The 24,036-nt window shown below is 67.0% G+C and carries 18 protein-coding genes and 3 pseudogenes; 7 read left to right on the top strand and 14 right to left on the bottom strand.

All coding sequences use genetic code 11. The features are described 5' to 3' along the window. Window positions 1-100 precede the first annotated feature (100 nt). The 4 genes from ABT147_RS35310 to ABT147_RS35295 all read right to left on the bottom strand — a co-directional run bounded on the left by ABT147_RS35310 (window position 101) and on the right by ABT147_RS35295 (window position 4,034). Window positions 101-1,636 carry an ISKra4 family transposase gene (locus ABT147_RS35310; RefSeq protein ID WP_351413926.1) on the bottom strand — a complete coding sequence of 512 codons (1,536 nt, stop codon included), beginning with the start codon at window positions 1,634-1,636 and terminating at the stop codon, window positions 101-103. A 63-nt stretch (window positions 1,637-1,699) separates the two neighbouring features. Then, the gene (locus ABT147_RS35305; protein ID WP_351413924.1) at window positions 1,700-2,221 is read right to left on the bottom strand and encodes a hypothetical protein; all 522 of its coding nucleotides are present in this window, start codon (window positions 2,219-2,221) and stop codon (window positions 1,700-1,702) included. Window positions 2,222-2,347: 126 nt separating this feature from the next. Then, complete coding sequence (locus ABT147_RS35300; protein ID WP_351413922.1) at window positions 2,348-3,280, bottom strand: PLP-dependent cysteine synthase family protein; 933 nt, start codon at window positions 3,278-3,280, stop codon at window positions 2,348-2,350. A 4-nt stretch (window positions 3,281-3,284) separates the two neighbouring features. Next, on the bottom strand, window positions 3,285-4,034 hold the full coding sequence (locus ABT147_RS35295) for a CTP synthase C-terminal region-related (seleno)protein (RefSeq protein WP_351413919.1): 750 nt from the start codon (window positions 4,032-4,034) through the stop codon (window positions 3,285-3,287). 75 nt (window positions 4,035-4,109) lie between these two features. Here ABT147_RS35295 and ABT147_RS35290 point away from each other — a divergent pair, with 75 nt between their 5' ends. Both ABT147_RS35290 and ABT147_RS35285 read left to right on the top strand, forming a co-directional pair. Next, entirely contained in the window at window positions 4,110-5,006 is an 897-nt protein-coding gene (locus ABT147_RS35290) for a LysR family transcriptional regulator (RefSeq protein WP_351413917.1), read from the top strand. 345 nt (window positions 5,007-5,351) lie between these two features. Beyond that, entirely contained in the window at window positions 5,352-5,666 is a 315-nt protein-coding gene (locus ABT147_RS35285; RefSeq protein ID WP_351413915.1) for a hypothetical protein, read from the top strand. A 45-nt stretch (window positions 5,667-5,711) separates the two neighbouring features. Here ABT147_RS35285 and ABT147_RS35280 read toward each other — a convergent pair. Further along, a pseudogene (locus ABT147_RS35280) lies at window positions 5,712-6,548 on the bottom strand (IS5 family transposase); the annotation flags it as partial. A gap of 159 nt (window positions 6,549-6,707) precedes the next feature. Between ABT147_RS35280 and ABT147_RS35275 the strand changes: the two are divergent. The 3 genes from ABT147_RS35275 (at window position 6,708) to ABT147_RS35265 (ending at window position 11,469) form a co-directional block, all read left to right on the top strand. Then, window positions 6,708-7,844 carry a tyrosine-type recombinase/integrase gene (locus tag ABT147_RS35275; protein WP_351413913.1) on the top strand — a complete coding sequence of 379 codons (1,137 nt, stop codon included), beginning with the start codon at window positions 6,708-6,710 and terminating at the stop codon, window positions 7,842-7,844. 1,077 nt (window positions 7,845-8,921) lie between these two features. After that, complete coding sequence (locus tag ABT147_RS35270) at window positions 8,922-10,334, top strand: tyrosine-type recombinase/integrase (protein WP_351414037.1); 1,413 nt, start codon at window positions 8,922-8,924, stop codon at window positions 10,332-10,334. A gap of 136 nt (window positions 10,335-10,470) precedes the next feature. Further along, entirely contained in the window at window positions 10,471-11,469 is a 999-nt protein-coding gene (locus ABT147_RS35265; RefSeq protein WP_351413911.1) for a hypothetical protein, read from the top strand. Window positions 11,470-11,625: 156 nt separating this feature from the next. Here the strand turns inward: ABT147_RS35265 and ABT147_RS35260 are convergent. The 6 genes and pseudogenes from ABT147_RS35260 to ABT147_RS35235 form a co-directional block, all read right to left on the bottom strand. Continuing rightward, window positions 11,626-12,045: pseudogene (locus ABT147_RS35260) on the bottom strand (RacP protein). 2 nt (window positions 12,046-12,047) lie between these two features. Further along, window positions 12,048-12,134 (bottom strand): annotated as a pseudogene (locus tag ABT147_RS35255) (DUF6192 family protein); the annotation flags it as partial. Between the two features lie 115 nt (window positions 12,135-12,249). Continuing rightward, complete coding sequence (locus ABT147_RS35250) at window positions 12,250-12,813, bottom strand: hypothetical protein (RefSeq protein WP_351413908.1); 564 nt, start codon at window positions 12,811-12,813, stop codon at window positions 12,250-12,252. 38 nt (window positions 12,814-12,851) lie between these two features. Next, entirely contained in the window at window positions 12,852-15,320 is a 2,469-nt protein-coding gene (locus ABT147_RS35245; protein WP_351413907.1) for a tyrosine-type recombinase/integrase, read from the bottom strand. Then, window positions 15,317-16,483: a tyrosine-type recombinase/integrase gene (locus ABT147_RS35240; protein ID WP_351413906.1), complete on the bottom strand. Its 1,167-nt coding sequence runs from the start codon at window positions 16,481-16,483 to the stop codon at window positions 15,317-15,319. The genes ABT147_RS35245 and ABT147_RS35240 overlap by 4 nt, the downstream gene beginning before the upstream one ends. 53 nt (window positions 16,484-16,536) lie before the next feature. Further along, complete coding sequence (locus tag ABT147_RS35235; RefSeq protein WP_351413903.1) at window positions 16,537-17,583, bottom strand: DUF6192 family protein; 1,047 nt, start codon at window positions 17,581-17,583, stop codon at window positions 16,537-16,539. 1,293 nt (window positions 17,584-18,876) lie between these two features. On the opposite strand from ABT147_RS35235, the gene ABT147_RS35225 reads away from it, so the two are divergent. Continuing rightward, window positions 18,877-20,208: a S1 family peptidase gene (locus ABT147_RS35225; protein ID WP_351413901.1), complete on the top strand. Its 1,332-nt coding sequence runs from the start codon at window positions 18,877-18,879 to the stop codon at window positions 20,206-20,208. A gap of 59 nt (window positions 20,209-20,267) precedes the next feature. Further along, window positions 20,268-21,227 (top strand): SGNH/GDSL hydrolase family protein, encoded by a 960-nt coding sequence (locus ABT147_RS35220; protein WP_351413899.1) that lies wholly within the window; start codon window positions 20,268-20,270, stop codon window positions 21,225-21,227. A gap of 174 nt (window positions 21,228-21,401) precedes the next feature. On the opposite strand, the gene ABT147_RS35215 is transcribed toward ABT147_RS35220, so the two are convergent. The 3 genes from ABT147_RS35215 to ABT147_RS35205 form a co-directional block, all read right to left on the bottom strand. Next, a complete protein-coding gene (locus tag ABT147_RS35215) occupies window positions 21,402-21,761 on the bottom strand; it encodes a hypothetical protein (protein WP_351413896.1) in 360 nt (119 codons plus the stop codon). A gap of 48 nt (window positions 21,762-21,809) precedes the next feature. Next, complete coding sequence (locus tag ABT147_RS35210) at window positions 21,810-22,238, bottom strand: transposase (protein ID WP_351414032.1); 429 nt, start codon at window positions 22,236-22,238, stop codon at window positions 21,810-21,812. 169 nt (window positions 22,239-22,407) lie between these two features. Then, entirely contained in the window at window positions 22,408-23,718 is a 1,311-nt protein-coding gene (locus tag ABT147_RS35205) for a cation:proton antiporter (RefSeq protein ID WP_351413894.1), read from the bottom strand. Between the last annotated feature and the right edge of the window lie 318 nt (window positions 23,719-24,036).

The raw sequence follows: 24,036 nt of genomic DNA, 5'->3' as shown, positions 1-24,036 counted from the left end.
GGCTCTTTTCGGCACCCCGACTTTGGGACGACGCGGCTGACCGGACCTTTGCGATGCAGCCCGGTCAGCGGGTGCGGCTCGTTTCAAGTGACGACGCCGATCAAGCCCCGAGGACGTAATCTCCCTGTTCAGCACCGGGATAGAGCCGTTCCCGTTCGCGTGCGGCATGGAACCGCCAGTACTCCTCGAAGTCCCCGTTGTCGATCATGGCGCGGAGTTGGAGGACGGCTTCGGCGCCCTCGACGCTCCACCTGGAGCCGGTGATGTCGAAGCGGTCGGCGATCAGATGCCGGCAGGCGCCCTCAACCACCCCGGTCGCGATCGGCCAGCCCTGCTCCAGTGCCTGGTCGTAGCGCAGGTAGGGCTCCTTGTTCTCCAGGTAGCGCACGCACTCTTTCACCCCGCCGCGCCGGCCGGCCGACAGGCGGTGCTCGTCGGCCTGCTCCGCGATCGAGGAGGCCACCTGGGCCGAGCGTCCGCGCAGGATGGCCAGGGCGTGCTCGACAACCCAGTCCTCGGCGGCCGGATCGTCCTTGGCGAAGAAGCACCACGCCGCCGACCACACATACTCAAGTACATGGACGAGGTCGACGACGAGGTCGACCGCCACGCTCCGGCGCCTGGCCTCGGTCTCGGTCTCGATCAACTCGATCTGGTGCCGGTCCCCGTCCACCAGCACCACCCAGGTCCGCGCGTGGGCGGGATCACGGGCCTCGGCCTGGTCGAACGCGGCCTTGATGACCTGGCCCGCGTCGCTTTCGACCGAGGCGGTCAGCCACTTCCCGGTCGCGTGCGGCCCGCGCCGCACCGGGCGGTTGCCGCTGCGCCCGCCGGGCACTTCGATCACATCGTGCGGCCGGCGCGGTGCCGGGACGGCGTCGTAGACGCAGGCGACGGCGGCCATCCGCTTGCGGCACTGCTTCTCCCCGGAGGCGAGCCGGGTGCGGAAGACGCCCCGGCCCCGTTTCTTGCCCGCCGCCGCCTTCGCGGTGTGCGGGCGCAGGGAACCGGGCCGCATGGCGATGCCCTTGGCGTCGGCGGAGATGACCAGCAGCACCTCGCGCGTGGAGGGCATCGGAATCCGGGCACTATAGAAGGCGGCGACGTCCACCGCCGCAGCGCGGACCAGGTGTTCGAGCTGCCGCTTGCCCGCCACGGGCCCGCACTGCCGCTCGATCGCCGTCTTCGCGGCGTCGTAGGAGCCGCGCACCGCCTCGGTCACCGCCAAGCGGCGCAGTCCCAGGCTGTGCCGCTCTTTCGGGAGCGATAAAGCGGCGTCCGCCGGATAGACGTTCGACTGCCCTGGTGCGCGGAAGGCCAGCCTGCGCACCGTCACCGTGCCGACCACGGTGGCCAGCCGGCGTTCGTGCCCGCGCTCGGCGCGGCGGCGCCCCCGGACGCTGACCGCGTGGCCAGCCGCGGCCAGGGCCTGCTCCTCCCGCAGCGCGCGCAGGTCGAGATGGTCCTGCAGAAGCTGCCGCTCGATCTCCCGGCCGCGCGCTTGGACCAGCTCTTCCAGCTTCTCGTGCGTCATCTGCCCGGCCATCTCGCCGGACAACTCCACGATCAGATCCTCGAAACACCTTCGCGTGCGGGCAAAGGGGTCAGCCGCCTGGGCCGTGCCGTAGGTTTCCACCGGGCTCTTCTTCCGTGTGGTTCGAACTGGTTCGCACCCTCGAACGTACGAAGGAAGAGCCCGTCAGCGCACCGGTCCTGACGCACCCTCCGCATCCGGATGTGCCATGGTGAACAGCCCCGGCCTCTCAAGGGCCAGTCGGCCCCGCTCGGCCAGCCGGTTCAGCTTCGACCGCAACCCCTCGATCTTGGATTTGTCGGTGCTCAGCCCGGCCGCGGCGGCCACCTGCCCGGCCCGCATCGCGTGGCCGGTGTCGGTAAGCACCTCCATCAGGTCCTGGTAGGAGCGCGGCAGCACCGACACGGTCAGGTCCGGCCGCCACGGCGGCACCGTCAGCACCCCGATCGGCGAACCCTCCCCGAACCGGGAGGCCCCGGCCACCGGCTCGGCCGCATGAACCGGCTCCCGCGTTCCGGCCTCGCCGAGGATCTCGGTGACCATCTCCCGGGTGATCTCCAGCCGCGACAGCACCGACTCCTCGCGCTCCAGCGACTCGGTCAACTCCGCGATCCGCTGCCGCAGTTCCTCGATACGCGCACGGGCCGCCGCCTCCCGTGCGTCCAGTTCCTCGAACAGCGAGCCCATCGCCGCCCCAAGGTCGTGACGACACCGTAGGGGACACCCGCCAGAACCGCAGCCAGAGGTTCAAGTTCCCAGCTCAGCCAGTCTCCCCAAGGGAGAGCTAAGAAACTACACCCGTTGACGAATGGCTTATCCGAATAGGCCGCTACCCAGGTACTTGTAGCCGGAGTCGGGTGCCAGCGTGACGACGGCCGCCTCTCGCGGCAGCTGGGCCGCGAGGCGCACCGCCCCATAGACGTTGGCACCGCCTGAGACACCGGTGAAGATGCCTTCCTCCTCGGCTAGGCGGGACGTCGTCGCAAACGCGTCGTCGTCGCTGATGATGTCGACCGCGTCGACGGCGTCAATGTCGAACAGCGGCGGGGCGAAGCCACTCCAGCCCTGCATCGCGAAGACGCCCCGGGTGCCGGCGGTGATACCTGGCGATCCGGCCGGCTCCAAGCCGATGATTCGGGGGCGCGGGTCGCGCCGACGGATCGCTGCTGCCACACCGAGCAGGGACGCGCCACTGCCGATACCGGTGCAGAACGCTGTCACCGGCAGGTGCGCGCTCTGGTTCAGGATCTCCATGCCGAGTCCGTCGCGCAGACCGGCGACCACATACGGGTTGTTGAACTGGTCGGTGAAGTAGTGGCCCGGTTGTTGGGCGAGGTCGGCCGCGCGGGCGCGCATCGCGTCGATGTCGGTCGGCGTGACCGTACCGGGTGCGATGGCGGCGTCGAGCACCTCCACGTCGGCGCCGAGTGCCCGCATCAGCCGCCGCGGCTCGTCGCTGAAGCAGGCCGACGTGACGATTTTGAGCCGGTACCCCTTGACCGCGCAGACCAGCGCGAGCCCCGGGCCGGTGCTGCCGCCGGTGTACTCGACGATCGTCATCCCCGGCATGAGCCTGCCGTCACGTTCGGCTCCCTCGACCATCGCCAACGCCAGCCGGTCTTTCATGGCGCCAGTTGGGTTGAGGTATTCGAGCTTCACCAGCACCCGGGCACCGGTTGAGGGCGCGAGATGCTGCAGTTCCACGAGCGGCGTGTTGCCGATCGCGGCCAGCGTTCCTGGTCGCATCGCCTTACCCTCTGCCGGTTGTGACAGGCACGGTGGCCCGGCCCGCAGCGTGTGCGACGGCGGCGTAGGCGAAGGCGCGCACGATCGGATGACGCCGCCCGTCATCAATGGCGAGTTCGGGTTGGAAGAGCGTGCTCAGGAAGAAGGGATGTCCTGGTAGTTCGGCGATGCGTACGTCGGGGCCGTCGTGACCGGTGAACCGCATGCCGTGCGCGGACAGGACATCCAGGTACTGGGGATTGAGCCCGTACCCGCAGTGGTAGCGCTCCACGGTCCGGTCCACGCCGAGGATACGTTCGGCCGCCGAGCCCGGGGTGATGCTGACCATGCCCTCGTGCCCGATGAGGGAGCAGGCCAGGGGTGCGATCAGCGGGCTCTCTGCGTGCGGAGTGTTCTCGGCGTGGCCGGCAGTGGTGAGCCCGCAGACGTTGCGCGCGAACTCCAGCAGTGTGTGTTGAAACCCACCGCAGGTACCGAGGTAGGCGATGCCGTTTTCCCGGGCGGTACGGGCTGCCTGGAGCGCGCCGGTCTCGCTGCGGTACGGGCTGCCGGGCAGCAGCCAGATGGCGTCGAACCGGTCCAGCCTGGTGGCGTGCGCCTCCTCGGTCGGTACCCAGTAGGCGTCCAAGGCGATTCCGTCCCGCTGCCGCAGGGTTTCCAGCAGGAGGGGTATCCGCGTGTGGGACCGCACGTGCGGCGACCGGTCGCCCACGAGTGCCACCTTCGCCGTATGCGTCTCGTCGTTGCTCTCCATGGGCTCATCGTGCGCAGCCCGCAGTTATTAGTCCAACGAGAAATCGTCGTTGAAGTATCAGAGATACTTATAGTCATGGACGTCAACCTCCTGCGCGCCTTCGTGGCGGTAGCCCGTGAAGGGTCCTTCTCCTCCGCCGCATGCGACCTCGGCTACACCCAGTCCGCGGTTTCCCAGCAGGTCGCCACGTTGGAGAAGGACCTCGGGGTGCAACTGCTGCACCGTCGCCCGGTCATCCCGACCGAGGCCGGGCGGCGACTGCTGGAGCACGCCACGCCGATCCTGCTGCGCCTCAACGCCGCCCGGACCGACGTCCAGCGCCTGTCAGGCGAACCGCCGGCCCGTCTGACCCTCGGGGCGTCGCCGCTCGCCGACGTTCGGCACACCATCGCCGTACTCACCGAACTGCAGCGCTCGATGCCGAGATTGACGATCGTCGTGAGAACCATGGGCCGTGATGGTGTCCTCGAGGCCGTCGCCAACGGCGACGCGGACCTTGGTCTCGTCGACGGAGTCACCGCCGCCAGCGACCCGCTCCGCCTGCTCGACAGCGGTCCGCTCACCACGGTCGCTCTGACCGAGGAATCCGTCGCCGTGGCCCTGCCCGGCACGCACCCCCTGGCAAGCCGTAGCCGGCTCCGCCTGGAGGACCTCGTCGACGCTGTCTGGATCGACGCACCCGCCGTCGCCACACCGCTGGACCGGCTGCGGGCCCTCGCACGCACCGACGGGTTCCGCTCCAGCCTGCACTACGACGGCACCGATGTGCGCAGTCTCCTGGCCCTCGTCGCGGCCGGCGGTGGGCTCGCCCTGCTTCCCGCGTCCGCCGTGCAACCCCATCGAGAGGGCGAACCCGATGTGACCGGTGTCCCACTCTCGACTCCCCACCTCGTCCACCGCACCGAACTCGTCCACGGCAGCCTGACGGGTCCCGCCACGACGCTCACGGCGGCGATCCACCGGCACGCGTAACAGGCCGGCATTGACCCTCGACCGCGTACCCACGTGGGGACACGTCACGGCACACCGCATGCAGATCCTCCCGGCCACCGGCCAGCACCGCGTACGACGCTCAGGGCCGCAGGGCTGATGCGTTCTCAGCCGGCGAGATGAGCTGATCGCCTGCGTACGCGCCCGCCGTGCGAAACGGTTCCTCCGGTTCACCAACGAGAGACGCGATCCCTGATGATCAAGGTCGTCGAATCCTGATCATGAACAGAGGTCGCGTTCGCATGCCATCCTCACCGATCGGTGTCCTGCAGCGCCACCGCAAGGACATCGACTCCCCCTGCCCGGATCCGGAACCGTCGCAGCGAGATGTGGCCGCTGCGAATTACCAAGATCACGCGGATCGGCGTGACAACAGCGGCACCGGATCAGCCCCCGCAGTGGACGCTGCTCGACTTTGTCGCCGAGGAAGACTACGTCGTGCCCCTCGCGGAGCAGATGGCCGGCGCCCTCGCTCCCACGGGAGGCTGGTACGTCAACTACAACACGACCACCGAAGCATTCGTGATCTTCCCAGGAAAGATCTTCCGCTACCCCCGCGGACAGGCCGAAGGCCGCCACGCGGCACAGTCCCACGGCCGTTCCATCGGCATCCCCGAACCACAACTGGACTGGCAAGACTGACCCCAGAGCGGATCTCCCTCAGCGCGAGCTACACCCCGGTCAGCCGTCGGCTGGCGCCGGGTTTCTCGGCCAGCTGGGGGTGGCGCCTTTCCGTGCGAGGCGCCTGGTCATGAGGGTGATGGCTGCCCAGGTGATCAGGGTTTCGGAGTGCTGGATGAGCCGTTCGTAGTCCCTCGCGTGGCGGCGGGCGTGCATCATCCACGCAAGGCTGCGTTCGACGACCCAGCGGCGGGGCAGCACGACGAAGCCGGAGGCGTCCTTGGGACGGCTGACGGGCTTGATGGTGAGGTTGAGGTGCTGTTTCGCCCAGTCGACGAGTTTCCCGGCGTAGGCGGAGTCGGCCCAGACGATGGTGATCTCGGGGTGCATCAGGCGCAGGCGGAAAAGAACTTCCTTGGCGGCTGCGGCATCGTGCAGGTCGGCGGGGGTGACCATGACCATGAGGGGCAGGCCGTGGGTGTCGACGACCAGGTGGCGCTTGCGGCCGTTGATTTTCTTGCCTGCGTCGTAGCCGCGGGTGGCCCTGGAGACCGTCTCCGCGGCTTTCACGCTCTGGGAGTCGATCACGGTGGCCACTGCTCGGGGGCTTTTGCCCATGTCGCGGCGGATCCGCCCGGCGAGATGGGCACGGATCTGCCCGATGATCCCGGCGGCTGCCCATCGGGCCATGAACCCCCAGACCGTGCGCCAGGGCGGGAAATCCGCAGGTAGGGCCCGCCACTTGCAGCCGGTGTCCACGACGTAGCGGATCGCGTCGACGATTTCGCGGCGGGGATGCTTCTCCGGCCGACCGCCTTTGCTGGTTTCGCAGGCCGGGACAGGCAACAGCGGTGTATTGACTGAACTAGCAAGGATGTTTCTGCAGCTCAGTGACCTATTCAGAGTGCTGGCGTTAGCCGGTGCGTGAAGGATGCTGAAGGACTGAGCCGGAATGTGGCGGCCTTCGTTGTGCCGCAGATCGGGCGCCTGGAAGAGACCGGCGAAGCTGCCGAGCCGTACCAACTACTCGATCCTGACGGACAGTTCGTCCTTCCAGTAGCGATGTTCTTCGCTGACCTGCAGGCCGCATCGAAGCCGGCAACGACGATCCGCTCGTACGGGATGGACCTGCTGCGGTGGTACCGGTTCCTCTGGGCCGTCGATGTGCACTGGGATCAGGCGACCAGAGCCGAGGCCCGCGACTTCTGTCGGTGGCTCCAGCTCACCGACAAGCCGGTACGCGTGCACTGGCGCCACCAGCGCAAAGGCACCACGGCGCCCACGGTTCCGGCCCCGAGGGCGGAGCCGGGGGCGCCGAACCCGGTCACCGGCAGATCTGCCCCCGGCCGGAAGTACGCGCCTTCCACGCGGGCCCACTGCGAAACGGTGCTGCGGACCTTCTACGACTTTCACCTCGACGAAGGCACCGGCCCGATCATCAACCCCTTCCCTCTCGATCGCTCACGCCGCAACGCCCGGGCTCACGCACACCACAATCCGCTGGAGCCGTTCCGTCCCGAACGGCAGGGTCGCTACCGGCCGAAGGTGCCCAAGCGCATCCCGCGGCGGATCCCAGACGAGCTGTTCAACGCGTTGTTCGCCGCGCTGAAGTACAACCGCGACCGGGCCCTGCTCGCGTTCTGGGTCTCCACCGGGGCCCGCGCCGAGGAACTGCTCACCAGCCGGGTGAAGGACGCCCTGCCCGGCCAGCAGCTCATCGGCGTGACCCGCAAGGGAACCCGCGCCTATCAGCAGATTCCCGCCTCCGCTGACGCGTTCGTCTGGCTGCGGCTGGCTCAGGAGGAAGCCTGGCGCAAGGGGGCACCCCGCGGCCACAACCACCCCTTGTGGTGGACTCTGCGACGCCCCTGGCGGCCGCTGAACTACCACGCCGCCCGGGCCATGTTGAACCGCGCCAACGATCTGCTCGGGTCGAACTGGACCCTTCACGACCTCCGGCACACCGCCGCCTACCGGATGGCCCGCGACCCACAGATGTCGCTGACCGACGTCCAGTGGGTCCTCGGACACGCGCACCTATCCACCACCGAGATCTACCTGGCCGCGAGCCAGGAGGAGGTCATCGAGCAGGTCCTCGCCCACCACGCCCGCCGGGCACAACAACCGGCCAAGCCGCCGGCGCCCGCCCCGGGCTACAACCCGGCCTCGCTGAAAACCCTGTTCGGAGGACTCCCGTGACCACCGCGCCAGCGACTGCTGCCCAATCAGTTCGGGCGGGAAGACACGCCTCCGAGCTCTGCGGCGAGGCGGCCCGGAAACTACTCTCGCAGTTCCCACCGCGGCCGCAGCCCTCTACTTGGGCCGCAACCGAAGAGACCCGCGAGGCGGTCCTGACCAGGATCGACCGACCGCCACTGCGAGCACGCGTCAAAACGACACACGAAAACCGTTGGTACGGCGCCCGCAAGATCCTCAGCTGGCTCGAGACCTTCCCCGGGACGACATGGCAGGAGCGTTGGCAGGCCAGCCCGGCCAACATGCTGGGCCTGAAGTGGACCGACGTGGTGCTGCCCTGGATGACCGAGCGCGGAGAGAGCGCCCGGGAGGAGGCACTGCGAAGTGGGCTGCTCTGCCTTTTCGTGGCGGACGTAATCCGGCCCGACCTGCCGTTCTTACTGCGAATCGTCCAAACCCGCTACTGGCGCGAGGCCGTGGTCGAGCACCGCGACCCAGCGGGATTCGCCCGGATCGAGGAGTCCGCCGACCCGGTCGTGCTCTCTTCCAGACCCGGACTCAAGGCCTGCACCCAGATCGCGATGATCCTCCTCGCCAAGGGCGGCGGAGTCGGCGACATCACTGTCGGCGACTGCATCGAGCTGCGGCAGACCGAGACCGTCGCCCTGGAGAAGAAGGGCGGTGACAGCCGGTTCCTGTTCTACTCCCTCCTCAAGGACATGGGGCAGTTCCCGCCGGACGCCCCCGTCACCCTGCGCGCGCTGGCTGTGTTCTCCGGGCAGTACACACCCGCCGAGCTGGTGGACCGCTATCAGCTCGAATACCGACCAGTCCGCGATCTCATCGTCGACTACCTCTCCGAACGCCAACCGGCCCTGGACTACGCCAGCTTCGAAGACCTCGCGCGCGTGCTCGCCCTGCACTTCTGGAAGAACCTGGAGACCCACCACCCTGGGATCACGTCCCTCCACCTGGACCGCAGCGTCGCATCGGCCTGGAAGGAGCGGCTCCGGACCAAGACCGCCCGCAGCCGGAAGCCGGACGGCACCATGGTCGAGGTGACGACCCCGCGAGCCAGCTATGCATCCCTGCTGGGTTACGTCCGGGCGTTCTATCTCGACATTGCCCAGTGGGCTTTGGAAGAGCCGACCAGGTGGGGACCGTGGGCGGCACCCAGCCCGATCAGCGGGAACGAGATCACCTACAAGAAGGACATCCGACGCCGCAAGGCGCGGATGGATCAGCGCACCCGCGAACGCCTGCCAGTGCTGCCGGCCTTGGTCACCGCTGCGGAGAACCGCCTCCAGGACGCACGGACCCGGCTGGAAGCGACCCGTCAAACGCCAAGCGCCGGCGCCTTCACGGTCCTCGGCGAGACCTTCACCAAGGCCGGCAAGTCGACTCGGCTCGACGCCAGCGGTTCTGCCTGCGCTTATGACGCGTCGGGCCGCAGGCACCACTTCGCCCTGGCCGAGCACCGCGCATTCTGGGGCTGGGCCGCCATCGAGTTCCTCCGGCACACCGGTGTCCGGATCGAGGAGATGCTGGAGACCAGTCACCACAGCATCACCCAGTACACCCTCCCCTCGACCGGCGAGCTCATCCCGCTTCTGCAGATCGCCCCGTCCAAGACCGACGAGGAAAGGCTCCTGGTTGTCAGCCCGGAACTCGCCGACGTCCTCAGCGCGATCGTCAGCCGGGTCCGTGAGACCAGTGGGGCCATCCCCTTGGTCCCCTTCTACGACGGCCTGGAGAAGATCTGGCTTCCGCCAACTCCAGTGCTTTTCCAGTGGTGGTCAGCGGCGGGCGGTCTCTTCCAAGACTATCCGGAAGGCGATCAACGAGATCCTCCAGGCCGCTGGCCTTACCGACGCGGCCGGCCAGCCTCTGAACTATCAGCCACACGACTTTCGGAGGATCTTCACCACAGAAGCGATCATGAACGGGATGCCGCCCCACATCGCCCAGCTCATCCTCGGCCACAAAAACATCAACACCACCATGGGCTACAAGGCGGTCTATCCCGAGGAAGCAATCAACGGCCACCGGGCCTTCATCGCCCGCCGGCGGGCACTGCGGCCCAGCGAGGAGTACCGCACCCCAACCGATGCGGAGTGGGAGGAGTTCCTTGGCCACTTCGAGCGGAGGAAGGTCGCTCTGGGCGACTGCGGTCGTGCCTACGGCACCACTTGCCAGCATGAACACAGCTGTGTCCGCTGCCCCGTTCTTCGCGTCGATCCCGCTCAGCGGCACCGTCTTGAGGAAATCCGCAACAACCTGACCGACCGGATCACGGAAGCCGAACGCGAAGGCTGGCTTGGCGAAGCGGAGGGTCTACGTGTCAGTCTCGCTGCTGCGGAAGGCAAGCTCGTTCAACTCGACGAACGTCGCCGTCGAGCGACCACCATCAGCCTCGGCATCCCGAGCTTCCGCGAGATCGCCGGTCGGACTGCAACTCTTGCATCAGGCAAATCGACGGCCGACGCGACCTGACAACTGGGGACGTTCGTCGGTACGCAACTGGGGGCGAGACGTGAAACCGCATGCCGGACGAATCTGTCCTTCACTACCGTAGTGGCCACTTGGTCCCCGAGGAGGGACTGCCGACGAGCTAAAGGGGCGGGGACCGTTGAAGCAGCTTGAGCTGGTAATCGTGCAGTTTGAGGAGGTCAAGCGCCTCATAGAAGTAGGCAGAGTGCCGCAACTCAGACTTGCGTTCATTCTCCTTGATAGCGCCGTCGAGCTGATCATGCATCGTCAGATCCAGGAAGCATTGGCTCTTGAGCACTGGGATTTCCAGAGGCTGGAGAACTACCGCAGAGCCGAGGCTGATGGTCGAGGCAACGATTCGATCCGGGCCGAGATCAAGGACCTCGAAAGCCAGGTGACCTCAAACCGAAGACGAGGGAAGATTGATCGTAGCTTTCCTGACAAGATCGATTTCCTGGTCGAAAAAGGCAGCATCCCGAACGAGATTACCCCAGTACTCAAACGGCTTCACGAGTACCGAAACGAGACGTATCACCGCGATCACCACCGCCTCGAAGTGATCCGCCCCGCTGTGCTGATCTACTTCGACACGGCCTGCGGTGTCCTCTCCACATACAGCCCTGGATCAGTGGCCGATGAGGACACCGGGCCTGAACTCGAACGGTTCATAAAGGGGTTCAGTGGCTACGACGACCCCTTTGACCTCCCCGAACGGGCAGCAAACAAGCTCCGGGAAGAGGTCGGGCTGGACCTTGAAGGCGTCCGTGACGCGCTGACCAAGTATCTGCTCGGTCGCCTTGATGAGCTCGAAGATAACATCCGGTATGTCGAGGGCTTCTTCACGGATCTCCTCCCTGGCGACGCCATCCGCATCATCCAAGTAGCCGAAGGTGACATAGAGGCGATCTTCAATCGCGACGTGATGCGAAGCCGGACTTACCCGCATGAAGAAAGTGACCTTGTGACCTGGCGAGAGCGAGCTGCCGCCCTATCTGGGATCACAGAGAAACATGCGCTCTTCACGGAGTTCGCCGCCATCGAGATGTCCTTCGAGGAACTTGAGAAACAATCAATCGCCGCCGTCGAGCAGATCGATGACCAAATCCAGATGCAGTTGGATGCCCACCGAGGGAAGTGACTCCAGCCGCTACCAACTTCTGAACCCCTAGTTCAGAGAATGTTCGAGCAGGGCCCATTCGGCGTTGGTGGTGTCCGAGGGATAGCGGCGTCGGCGCATGACGAGTGCCTTCGAACGAGTGCGGCGGGACCGCCCGCAGGGTGGTCCCGCCGCAGGTCACGAGCTGGCGATGAGGTCGAGGGTGGACTCGATGGAGTTGAGCTGGGCGACGATGTGCTTGACCCACTTGTCGCCCGGGTGGGCGGCGGCGTGCGGGGCAACGGTGCCGGCGATGAACCGGCGGAACTCGGTCAGCTTCTCCCTGACCACAGCCCGCTCCTATGCCTCCAGCACCGCCCGCTCGGCCCCGAGCTGGTAGCCCGCCTGCCGGGTCCAGGTCAGCGGGGGCCAGCCCTTCTCCGCGGCCTGCTCCTTCAAGGCTGCGAGCCCGGAACGGACCTGACTCGGGGACAGGTCACTCGCGCGTACCAGCTGAGGAAACTCAAGGCCAGCGGGTCTGGCCTCGAACAGCACGAACCGCAGGGTGTCCGCGTGGCGTCTGGCGGCATCGCCCCGTCGCCGTGAGGCGCGGGGCATCCTCATTCGCCCTTGAGTAGACGGGCCAGTTCGTCGTCGACGTCGACCTTGCCGGTGTCGACGGCCGTCTCGATCCAGTCCAGTGTCGCTTCTCTGAACTAAGAGTTGTTCAGCGCTATTGGCTACCCCCGAAGCGACAGCGCGTCATACCGACGCCCTTCCGGGCCCGCGGCCACTTTGCTTCCCGACCAGCACTGGAGACGATCACGCGCCATCATTGCCCAAAACACCGCGGGCTTCCTTCACGAATTCGTCGAGTGCCCCTCCCAGCGTCTTCAGATCCGCACGGCAGCGTTGGGTCAGTGTGGCGCGAGGTTCGTCCCTGAGCTCGGGTGGGGCACCAGGGAGGACAGCCAGGGCCATAAGCGTCTTCCGGCAGGCGATGACTGCTTTCACTATGGCGTCAGTGCTGGCGATCAGGGAGACAGGTCCTTCGACCTGGACTCTGGCGGAGCGACTCAGCAGTTCGCCAAGCTGCTCGAGGACACGGCGAACGCTGTCCTCGTCGTAGGACTCCGAGCGGTTCATTTCAAGCACACGCGTGCCGACAACCTGGGTTAAGTCGATGAGGTCGGCGTATGCCTTACTACGGGCTTCGCGTCGCGCTCGCGCTTGTTCAAACTGCCGCTGCTGATCTGCCTGAAGGTGCTGTGCGGCGGTCTGCTGCCGTACTGCCCTGGCCCCTAACCATGCGCTGGCCAGGGCGGCCGCTCCGGTTCCCAAAGCACCAACTGCGGCTCCCAATATTGCGGCCGTCCCTGGATCCATGACCTGAGTGTCGTGGACACGCACCGTTTGGCACAGACCTAGCGGCCTTGTTGTGGGGTCGTAGTTTCGCTGGTACGTGTGGCGATTTGCCCAAATGTAGGCATGCCGATATCCACGGCGGTCGACCTCCGTCTCGCCTCGGCGTCCAGTTGGCCGAGCTTCTCCTCCGCGCCGACAAGGCTGACGCGGAGTCCTTCGACTTCGCCGAGCCACCCCTCCCGTTCTGCCTCGGTGATCCGGGCGATGAGGTTGTCGCGGATCTCGGCCAGGCGGGAGCGCTGGGTCGGCTCGGGTCGCAGCATGGGGCAGCGGACACAGGCGTGTTCGTGGATGCAGGCGGTGCCGAATGCCCGGCCGCAGGTGCCCACCGAGAGTTTGCGGCGCTCGAAGTGTCCCAGGAAGGAGTCCCATTCCTCCGGGGTCGGGGTGCGGTATTCCTCGCTCGGACGCAGGGTCCGGCGGCGGGCAATGAACGCGTGGTGGGCCTCGATGGCCTCGGTCGGATAGACCGCCTTGTAGCCCATCGTGGTGGAGATGTTCTTGTGCCCGACGATGATCTGCGCGATATGCGGGGGCAGGCCGCTCATGATCGCATCGGTGACGAAGATCCTGCGGAAATCGTGGGGTTGATAGCGCAGTGGTTGCCCGGTGTTGTCCGTCAGCCCGGCCGCTTCGAGGGTCTCGTCCAAGGCCTTGCGGATCGTGGTCATCGACGTCACGCGGTTCTGCTCACCGGTGCGCCACTGGAACAGCAGCGGCATCGGCGGGTTCCAGACCCGTTCGCCGTGGTCGTAGGAGGCGACGAGCGGGATCTTGCCGGATCTGTCACGGGCCCGGCAGACGATGGTGCTCAAGACGTCGGCCAGCTCCGGGCTGACCAGCAACAATCGCTCTTCGTCGGTCTTCGACGGGGCGATCTGCAGCAAGGGGACGATCTCGCCGGTGGTCGGCAGTTTGTATTGGATGATGCTGTGGTGGCTGACCTCCAGCATCTCCTCGATGCGGACGCCGGTGAGGCGGAGGAACTCTACTGAAGCCCATGCCCAGAACGCACGAAGTTCCGCGTCGCCCAGGCGCCGCCGTTTGCCGTCCGTGTCGAAGGCGATCGTCATCTGGCCTGGGTCGCTCCATCGGCTGCCCCGGGCTTTGGTGAACGTCTCGCCCAGGACCGTGAACACGGTTCCCGGATCAGCCGCTCGGACCGCTTCCAGCCTCGCCTGGGCCTTCTTCAGTTCGTCGGCTGCTGTCCTCACCAGGGCGGGCAGAACCGGGAGTCGTTCACGGGTCCGCTGGTCCATCCGCGCTTTCCGCCGTGTTTCGCGCTTCCGGTGGGAGACCTCGTTGGCCTTGATCGGACAAGGGGCGGCCCAAGGTCCCCAGCGGGACGGCTCTTCCATGGCCCACTGGGCGATGTCGAGGTAGAAGGCACGGACCGCGGTCAGCAGGTCGATGTAGTTCATCCGGAGGCTGGTGGTGTAGCTGCCGTCCGGCTGGCGCTTGCGGTCCACTTTGGTGCGGACACGCTCTTTCCAGGCCGCCGCGGTCTCGGCGGAGAGACGGAGCGAGTCGATGCCGGGCCGGAGGTCTTCGAGGTTCTTCCAGAAGTGCCGAGCCAGGATCCGGGACAGATCCTCCAACGATGAGAAATCCAGGGCGGGTTGGCGTTCGGTGAGGTAGTCGACCAGCAGGTCACGGACGGGGGTGCACTGAAGCTGGTAGCGGTCCACGAGGTCGGCGACGCTGACCTGTCCCGAATGCCGGGTCACGTCTCGAAGGGTGTGCGGGGCGTCAGGCGGGAACTGCCCGAGGTCCTTGAGCCAGCGGTAGAACAGCGACCGTCCGGTGCCTCCGAACCGGTAGACGCTGGCTTCGGTGGCCCGCAGTTCGAGGCAGTCGCCGACCGTGATGTCGCGGATGCGTCCTCCCTTGGCGGCCAGCAGGACCGCGATCTGCAGGCGGGCATGCCGCCCCAGTTGGGATGACCACGTAGGGCCGGCGGCCGCGGCAAGGTCCGCGTACCCCTCCGGGTCCCGAGTCAGTTCCATTCGGCTGCGGAAGTTGGGTGAGTGCAGGTGCAGCAGCCAGGACACGCTGGGACGGATCACGTCCCCGCAGATCAGATGCAGGGTGCCTGAGGGGAGGAAGTGCGCAGTGCCGACCCCGCGCTCTGCGTGCCAGGATGCGGGATGATCACTCCAGCTCTGCGGGTGGTCGTCTGCCGTGCTGTTTCGCCAGCGCTGCTGCCAGGTCTCCCCGGGGAAGGTCTCCAGCCAGCGCATGAGCAAGTCCGCTCCGCGCACCCGGATGTAGCGGGTGTGCTTCGACGACCCGGCCGAGAGTTCGCGGAGCCGGGCGACCGCCTGGTCGCGGGACGCGGCGGTGACCGTCCAGGTGTCCGGTGTCATCCGCGGCGGAAAGGTCTCCTGAAACGCCTTGTAGGCCGCCCCGTGAAACGCGACGACCTTGTCCTGCGACGTCGCCGTGGCCGTCGTAACCGTGGTCGTCATCCCACCTGCCCGAAGAGCACGTCGAGGCTGGCGGCGCTGTAACCGGGCGCCGGCGCCGGCGGGCGCATCTGCTCACGTTCTCGGCGAGCGTGGTGGGCGAGGACCTGTTCGATGACCTCCTCCTGGCTCGCGGCCAGGTAGATCTCGGTGGTGGACAGATGCGCGTGTCCGAGGACCCACTGGACGTCGGTCAGCGACATCTTCGGGTCGCGGGCCATCCGGTAGGCCGCGGTGTGCCGCAGGTCGTGCAGGGTCCAGTTCGACCCGAGGAGGTCGTTGGCGCGGTTCAGCATGGCCCGGGCGGCGTGGTAGTTCAGCGGTCGCCACGGGCGCCGCAAGGTCAACCACAAGGTGTTGCCGCGGCCGCGGGGAGCCCCCTTGCGCCAGGCGTCTTCCTGGGCGAGCCGAAGCCAGACGAACGCGTCGGTCGACGCGGGGATCTGCTGGTAGGCGCCGGTTCCCTTGCGGGTCACGCCGATGAGCTGCTGACCGGGAAGTGCGTCCCTCTCCCGGCTGGTGAGCAGTTCCTCGGCGCGGGCACCGGTGGAGACCCAGAAGGCGAGCAGGGCCCGGTCACGGTTGTACTTCAGAGCAGCGAACAGTGCGTTGAACAGTTCGTCAGGGATCCGCCGCGGGATGCGCTTGGGGACTTTCGGGCGGTAACGGCCCTGCCGCTCTGGGCGGAAGGGCTCCATCGGGTTGTGGTGGGCATGAGCTCGGCCGGCGCGGCGGGAGCGGTCCAGCGGGAAGGGATTGACGATCGGTCCGGTGCCTTCTTCGAGGTGGAAGTCGTAGAAGGTCCGCAGCACCGTCTCGCAGTGGGCGCGTGTGGAGGCTGCGTACTTTTGGCTCGGCGCGGGCCTGCCAGTAACGGGATTTGGCGTCCCTGGTACCGGCCGACGCGATCCTCGTTGAGTGGGCACGGAGTCGGCCGGAACGCCCTTGCGCTGGTGCCGCCAGTGCACGCGTACCGGTTTGTCGGCGAGCTGGAACCAGAGGGAGAAGTCCCGGGCCTCGATCCTGCTTGCCTGGTGCCAGGGCACATCCACGGCCCACAGGAAGCGGTACCACCGAAGCAGGTCCATGCCGTACGAGCGGATTGTCGTCGGCGGCTTCGACGCAGCGTGGAGCTCCGCGAAGTAGGCCGCCACCGGCTCCACCACGGACCCGACCGGGTCAACGAGTACGTACGGCTTCCACGGATCTCCGGTCTCGACTAACCGGCCGATTTCAGGCAGGACAAAGCTTGCCAGGTCCCTCCCGGGACCGGTTGGATCAACCATGGCGGGAACCTAGCAGAACCGCATCTGACCTGCGAAAACTCCGAATCTAGTTCAGTCAATACACCCCTCACCCGGGCGACGTTCTCGTGCACGATCGTGCGTTCGTCGTCGTTGAGGGTGCGGTCGCGCAGGCCGGGGACGGTGCGGCCGGCAGCTGCGACGAAGGAGTGGCAGGCGGTGACCAGGTCCAGGAACTCCACCGACCGGTCGATCGCGCGGACTGCCGGGGCGACGGGGCTGGTGCGGTCGAAGTCCTCCCGGGCTTGCCGACTACGTTCGACCTGGGCATGGTTGACCTGGAAGCGGGCGGTGTCGTCGCTCATCGCCTTGAATGCGATGTCTGGTCGGCGCAGCAGGCTCGTCGCGGCCGTCGCCGCGACCGACTCGTCGCGGGTGAACTCCTCCACCACCCGGACCTTGTCCTCCGCCGACACTTTGGACGCGACCTGCGGACGCTTCAGGAAGTCGGTGGTGACCACCGCGGCGACCTCCTCGTCCCGGGCCAGCGAATGGATCGCGGTGACCTTCTCCTGCGGCGTGATCGGGGTCTCGACCTGCTGACCCACCCGCCGGCTCGCGTCGTCCGTGGTCCACCGGGCCTTGTCGTCCGGCGGCGTCAGGATCGCCTCGAACCGTTCCGCCTCGTCCTCGATGTTCGCCAGGGCCCGGTGGACCGTGTACGACGCCGTCTTCGGACTCCAGTGTTCCTTCGGCCAACGGGAGGCCACCCACCTGGTGGTCTTTACCGTGGCGACCGACAGCCCGATGTCGTCGGCCAGCCGCTTCAGCGACGCCTCGACCGTCCACTCCGGCTCCGTCATGAGACCGCCCCGCTGCCGCATCGGCTCGATCTCCAGAGCGCGGTCACCGATCGTGAACTGCCCGCGCGTCTGCTGTTCGACCACATCCCGCAGCTCAGCAACGATCTGCTCGTAACGGGACTGGCTGACGCTCCCGACCTTCTCTGCCACTTCGGTCATGGTGTCTCACCACCAACTACTGGCCATGGCACGGCACTTCAGGCCGCGACGGGACAGGGCCCGCTTCCAAGCCGAGAGTCAGACCGAAAATCCTAAGATCACAATGAATGACCGCAAATGACCGGATGCTGACCGAAGTTGGATCCGGGATGCGTTCGCCCAGCGGTTACTGTGACCGCTCGCCGAACGGTTCTGTCCGGCGCCTCCAACCCCTCACCTTGCACCGCGGCGAGCAGAACACCGCATCCGAGCGACGGTCGACGCCAGCCACCCAGCGGGCCCCGCACTCCGGACACTCCACCTCGCCCGTACCGTCCCGGACAGCCGCCAGGCGCTGGCGCAACCGCCGTTCCCGACGCCACTGCCTGGACCGACACACCGACGAACAGAACTCCGCCCCGGGCCGGGCCCCCGGCCTCAGCCGTTCCCCCCAGCCCCGGCAGATCCTTTCCCCGGCCCGACCGGCGTCCTCGGACACCAGGCCAGCGTAGGACCCCAGGCTGCTCAGAACCGGGGCTTAGAAACACGCACTCAGGCCGACCCGTACGCCGACGTGTCGGTCCCGGCCACGGCCCGGTCGTCGGCCCCGAGCAGAGCACGGCGATGCAGGGAGATCTGCAGGCGACGGCGGTGCGGTTGGCGTCTCCTCCCGCTTTCACGGCAGCGGCCATCAACGCCTGACAGTCCGGCGACAACTCCTCGGCCCCGGTGGCGTTCTGGCCGGTGAGACATCGCCCGGCGCGGACCGTGGACACAGGACACGACTGATAAATGCTGTCCACGGCCATCATCTATGTCGTGGCCTCATCGAGCCGGGCTCCAGGACGCACATCTTTCCGCGGCAGGTCCTTCAAGCCGCAGCGGCTCCATGTGGACAAGGCCTACGACATCCCTCAATCGCGGAGCCGGCTCTGGAGGAAGCGCATCGGCGTCCGCCTCGCCCGCAAGGAGTCGAGTCCGTTGATCGGCTCGGCCGCCACAGGCGCGTGATCGGGCACACCGTCCCGGTGGATCCTCGGCGACGAACGCGGAGAACTCGGGCGGTACCGGAAGGCCACCTCACGACGAAGGGGTGATCTGAATTTCGAAGATCGCGAGATCCATCGAAATGGATCTACGTTAACGGAAACTTATATCTCTGCGAATGGATAAAAAGGCCTAGAAAGGGGGGCTGTTTTCCGAAGGCAACCCCTTGAATACACGTTTCACCCAGGGAATTTGACCCTGTTGCCGATCGCTCCGGGCGACGACGCTTCGATGGAAAGGCATCTTTCGGAAGACAAGGACGTGACCATGAGCGCAAGGCACAATCGGCCGGGACGTACGGGACGGCGCACCAAAGCGGGGCTGATCGCCGGCGGGGCAGCGGTCGTCCTGGCCGCCGGAGTGGGCATAGCCGCGCCGGGCGGGAGCAGTCCCGACGCGCCACCGTCCGAACGGCCCCTGACCCTGAAACAGCCCGGGCGGATCGATCCCGAACGCACCTACCGGGCCTCCGTCGACTACCTGGTGGGCTCCGGAATGGACCGTTCGGCCGCCGAGACGCGGATGCGGAACCAGCAGCGGAACGTGGAGACCGCCGAGGCGCTTCGGGCTGAGGCACCGGACGACATCCAGTCGGCGTACATCGACGACGACGGTGAGCTCGTCGTGAACGCCCTCACCGACAGGGGCACCACCCTGGCACGCGACGCCGGGGCGACGGCACGCAAGGTCTCCGTCAGCTGGAAGGAACTGGAGGAAATGCAAAGGCAGTTGCTCGCCTCGTCGGCGGGCACGTCGGGCACGACCGTCGGCATCGACCCGAAGAGCGGCACGGTCGAGGTCGCGTACTCCGCCTCCCGGAAAGCCGTTGCCCCGCTCCTGGACAAGGCCGAGCAGTACGGCGACACGGTGACGGTCACGAGGAAGGCGAGCACGCTCCAGACGGCCGTCGACATCCACCCCGGAGAAACGATCAGGATCGGTGGGGAGGAGTGCACGGCCGGCTGGGCGGTCGACATCGAGGACGTCCCGGGTGACCCCGCTTCAGGCACGGTGGACGGCCTCGTCACCTCCGGACACTGCCTCGACGCGAACACTCCGGTGCAGTTCAACGACCAGACCGCCGGTACCGCGTTCGACATCCACGACGGGGCCGACGGCGACTACGGATTCGTGGAGCTGAACCAGGAGCACAAGAGCGTGCCCACCCTCGCGTTCGTGGAGAACCCGGTCATCAGCGTCCAGCGGACGATGATCGTGGGCGGTGTCGTCTGCAAGCTCGGCATCACCTCCGACGAGACATGCGGAGAGATCGAGGCGGTCAACCAGTCCACCGAGATCGCGAACCCTGACGGCAGCACCACCACTTACAACGGCATGGTGAAGGCCAGCATGTGCGTCAAGAAGGGCGACAGCGGCGCCCCCGTCTACACCTTCGCGGGCGATGTCACTCAGCAGGGGGCGGTCATCGCTCTGGGAATCGCCGCTGCCGGTGGCAACTTCGACGGCCGGTGCGGCTCGGAACTCAGCCCGGCCGAGCCGGACGAATCCTTCTTCCAGCCCCTCGACACGGTCATTCCGGAAGGCGGTCCGTACGAGGTGAAGCTCAGCGGCTCCGGCGGAGGCGGAGGCTCCTCATGAGCCCGGGTCATGCGACTCGAACCGGACCGATCCCCCAGCCGCGAAAGGACACCTCCTCCATGCCGACGCGCAGCGCCCCCAACGGGCATCGAGCCCGCCGCAGTCCCCACAGGAAGACGCTGGCCTGGTTGTCCGGTCTGGCCGTGGTGGCAGCCGCGGCTGTCATACCGTTCACCGCCAGTGGAGCCGAGGGCGGAAGCGACTACGTCGCCCTCGGCGACTCCTACTCGGCCGGCACGGGTGCCGACCCATATCTGTCCAACAGCGCCACGATCCCCCCGGTCGACACACTCACGGTGAACGCCCCGCCGGCCTCGGTCAACCACAGCGACAACTGCCAGCGCAGCGAGAAGGCGTACTCCGCCCTGCTCGCCAAGGAGAACGGCGGGCCGAACGGTTTCCTCGGCGGTTACACCTTCGCCGCGTGCGCCGGCGCGGTCACCCAGGACGTACGGGACCGGCAACTGGCCGCGCTGAACGACCAGACGGACGTGGTGACACTCACCATCGGCGGCAACGACGTCAAGTTCGCCGACGCCATGAAAATCTGCGTCATCTCGCCCGACATCACGGGCGCCTGCCAACTCGCTCTGAACGAATCGCTGTCCATCATGGAGAACCAGCTCCAGCCGCGGCTGGAGGCGACCTACAACGACATCCTGGGCGCCGCTGCGAACCTGACCACCATGGTGGTCATCGGCTACCCCGAACTGTTCGACCTGGACGGCGCGTGCACCGTCCTGGAGGACGTCTTCAACCCCAGCGAGGCGGTGCGCGCCGAGATGAACCGTGCCGCCGCCCAGCTCAACCAGGTGATCAAAGACGCGGTGTCGGCCGTCGGCAGCACGAAGGTGAGGTTCCTGAACCCGCAGCCCGCCTACGCGGGACACGAGATCTGCAGCGCGGAGTCCTTCCTGACCGAGCCGGTCGACACCCCGGCCATCGGCGACTCGTACCATCCGAACGCCAAGGGACACGTGGAACTCAAACAACTGGTCCTCCGGGTGCTCCGCACGTAGTGCCGGGTTCCTCGAACGCCGTGCACATATCGGCGTCGCAGCCGGCGAATTGGTGGCTCGTCTCCCCGGACCGATGAGCCGAGGACCGATTGCGACGCCGACGCACGACCTCGACCAGCAGGAGGCGGCAGAACTCCGAGCGACCGATCCCCGGTCTTGACTGGTCAGACGCTTTCAAGCGCTCCTCCGAGAGTCGGCCCAGCCGAGTTCGTCATCGATCTGCTTGTTGCTCTGCTCGATCCAGGGCGGCAGGCCGTAGAGGCGGACGATCTCGGCGAGGTCGGCGGGCGGGTGCGGGTGCGGGCTGCGGAGTGGTGGGGCGGGTTGGTGGGGTGAGTCGGGTCCGTAGCCTCCCAGGCGGGCATCAGCGGCCCACCAGGTCTCGGTGTCCCCGTCGCGGAAGTGACGCTCCACGGGTGTCCAGTCGCCGGGACGCTTTGCATCACGCCAGGTCAGGGTGTGGGCTGTGTCGACGGGGGTGTGCGGCTGGTTGGTCGGGTCCCGGGTGCCGCGGTGCGGCTTGAGCGCGACCACGTAGGCCAGGCCGGCCTCCCGCAGTGCGAGACACCAGTCGTCGCTGACTCACGTAGGCACAGCCGGCGACCACCGCCCGGCAGCCGAAGCCCGCCTCCCTGCCCCCGCGCCGCGAGAGCGGCGGCCAGCTGCGGTTCCGTACGGAAGGCCGGATCGGCCCGGCCACGGGCGAAGTGACGAGCGGGGGTGTAGGGGTGTGCGTGCATCGGGTACTACACGCGGCCATCGGTCCGGCACCGTGGTCACCGTGACGATGCCGTTGTCCGTCTTGCCCAGCCGGCCCAGCCACGGCCGGCCCACGTGCGCGGTGGCTGTACCGTCCTCGCGGTCCCCGGAATCGTCGATCACGATCACCCCACCGTCGTGCGGCGCCGGCGCCGGCTGCTCGCGCAGCGGCTCAAGCCACCGGTCGCTGACCCGCTCGGCCTCCCAGGACGATTCGGACAAGAAGAACTGCAGTCGCTGCACCCCCGGCATCCCCGCACCCGCCACCGGCTCCGCCCCGGCCAAGGGTTGACTCCTGCCACCAGCCTGCGACCAACCCGACCTGCCGCTCAACCCACGCCACCACCGGATATGGCGAACTACCGGCAGTTCGGCTGCGAGGGGCTGGGCCGACCGTTCCGGCCTGGAACGGGACTGACGCTCAGTCAGCGTGTCGGCTTTGCCTGCTGGGTTCGGTCCCTGGGTCTGGCTCGGCGTGCTCCATGGGTGAGGTGGCCGTGGCCGCGGCGCGTGTGGGGCCGGTGAGGACGCGGGCGATGGCTGTGGAGCCGGCGCCGTGGAAGAGAACGCTGCCGAGCACGGTGAGCGTCATGGCGTACAGCGCGACGTCCGCGTACGTCCCGTCCGGGAGAGTGTTGAAGGTGAGCAGGCCGAACACGATGGACGTGGTGCCGCGTGGTCCGAGGGCTCCCAGCATGAGCCGTTCGCGCCAGGTGAAGCGGGAGCCCAGGAATGACAGCAGGATCGGAAGGATCCGTACGACGGTGAGCGCGGCGGCGCAGAGCAGGATTGTGGGCCAGTGAACGCCCTCGCTCAGCGCGAGCACCACGGCGTTTCCGAAGAAGAACCACATGCCCATGGTCATCATCGCGTTGGTGTCCTCGATGAGCTGGAAGTCCGAGGCATCGGGGGACGGAGCGCCCCGTCGGCGGACCGGCGCCTGCCGGATGTAGCGGAACGCGATGCCGCACACGAACGCGGCCACGAAACCGTTGCCGTCGGCCGCCACGGTCACGGCGTAGACCAACAGCGGCGTGACCAGCACGATGATCCGCCGTGACTGCTCGGTCATCCAATGCGCGCGGTCGGCCAGGTTCATCGACCACGCGAGGAGCGACCCCAGCAGCACGCCGACCACGACTGCCTTCACCGCGAACGGTACGGCCGTGCCGAGCGCCTGCGCGGGAGTCTGGGCCGAAGACGTCGAACCGGCCAGAATCAGCGCGAACAGGAAGACAGGTGACACGATCCCGTCGTTGTAGCCGCTCTCCACATTGAGGACTTCGCGTACTCCCACCGGGATACGCCGGTCACGCACCAGCGTCTCGGCCGGCGCGAAGTCGATCGGAACGATGATGCACGCGATCAGCAGCAGCACTGCGACCGGAAGCTCGGCGAGCAGCAACGAGCCCAGCAGGACCATCGTGCCCAGGCTCAACGGCATGGCCACCAGCAGCGCCCGGACGGCCGACCCGGGATCGTTGCCGAACAACCGTCCACCCGGCAGCTCGGTGGCGTCGACGAACAGCAGGACAGCGAGGATGACCTCGGCCACGTGCTGGGCGACCTGGGAGTTCAGCGTGACGGCGAGCTGGCTCTGCGTGAACACACCGGTGGCGATTCCCGCGAACACCAGCACCAGAGGAGCCCGGACATGCCACCGCTCCAGCCTCCCGGCGACAAGCGACCACCCGGCGGCCACAGCGGCGATCACGATCAGGACGAAGATCATGTGGAATCCGACTTCGGGACAGAAAGCAACTACGAAGGTGGGATGACAGTACAAGCACGTTGTCGGCGATTTGATCGTAGATCCGCAGAGTAGTGCCAGATGGATGCCCTTACGTTGCTGGATCGTCGCACTCGACAGTCCTGCCCCGGACTCGATGGAAGGAGGGAGCAGGCGTCCCGATGGGTATGCCAGGCCGACGGGCACAACCCGAGACCGACGAGTGGGCACTGTCACGTTGGCTGACCGGTGGAATGATCTTCTGGTAGATCGTGCTGGAGGGGGCTGTCTGTGGGGGCCGTGTCGCCGTCGTACAAGGGG

Origin of the sequence: Streptomyces sp. NPDC001868 (assembly GCF_040297125.1) — a bacterium.
Taxonomy (GTDB): Bacteria; Actinomycetota; Actinomycetes; order Streptomycetales; family Streptomycetaceae; genus Streptomyces.
The sequence above is the reverse complement of the archived record's forward strand: the minus strand, read 5'-3'. Positions and strand labels throughout refer to the sequence as shown.

What these genes read in the sequence shown, in the direction of transcription:
- ABT147_RS35305 (WP_351413924.1), bottom strand. Translation starts at nt 2,221, where the DNA reads ATGGGCTCGCTGTTCGAGGAACTGGACGCACGGGAGGCGGCGGCCCGT.
- ABT147_RS35300 (WP_351413922.1), bottom strand. Translation starts at nt 3,280, where the DNA reads ATGCGACCAGGAACGCTGGCCGCGATCGGCAACACGCCGCTCGTGGAA.
- ABT147_RS35295 (WP_351413919.1), bottom strand. Translation starts at nt 4,034, where the DNA reads ATGGAGAGCAACGACGAGACGCATACGGCGAAGGTGGCACTCGTGGGC.
- ABT147_RS35290 (WP_351413917.1), top strand. Translation starts at nt 4,110, where the DNA reads ATGGACGTCAACCTCCTGCGCGCCTTCGTGGCGGTAGCCCGTGAAGGG.
- ABT147_RS35285 (WP_351413915.1), top strand. Translation starts at nt 5,352, where the DNA reads ATGTGGCCGCTGCGAATTACCAAGATCACGCGGATCGGCGTGACAACA.
- ABT147_RS35275 (WP_351413913.1), top strand. Translation starts at nt 6,708, where the DNA reads ATGTTCTTCGCTGACCTGCAGGCCGCATCGAAGCCGGCAACGACGATC.
- ABT147_RS35270 (WP_351414037.1), top strand. Translation starts at nt 8,922, where the DNA reads ATGCATCCCTGCTGGGTTACGTCCGGGCGTTCTATCTCGACATTGCCC.
- ABT147_RS35250 (WP_351413908.1), bottom strand. Translation starts at nt 12,813, where the DNA reads ATGGATCCAGGGACGGCCGCAATATTGGGAGCCGCAGTTGGTGCTTTG.
- ABT147_RS35245 (WP_351413907.1), bottom strand. Translation starts at nt 15,320, where the DNA reads ATGACGACCACGGTTACGACGGCCACGGCGACGTCGCAGGACAAGGTC.
- ABT147_RS35235 (WP_351413903.1), bottom strand. Translation starts at nt 17,583, where the DNA reads ATGACCGAAGTGGCAGAGAAGGTCGGGAGCGTCAGCCAGTCCCGTTAC.
- ABT147_RS35225 (WP_351413901.1), top strand. Translation starts at nt 18,877, where the DNA reads ATGAGCGCAAGGCACAATCGGCCGGGACGTACGGGACGGCGCACCAAA.
- ABT147_RS35220 (WP_351413899.1), top strand. Translation starts at nt 20,268, where the DNA reads ATGCCGACGCGCAGCGCCCCCAACGGGCATCGAGCCCGCCGCAGTCCC.
- ABT147_RS35210 (WP_351414032.1), bottom strand. Translation starts at nt 22,238, where the DNA reads ATGCCGGGGGTGCAGCGACTGCAGTTCTTCTTGTCCGAATCGTCCTGG.
- ABT147_RS35205 (WP_351413894.1), bottom strand. Translation starts at nt 23,718, where the DNA reads ATGATCTTCGTCCTGATCGTGATCGCCGCTGTGGCCGCCGGGTGGTCG.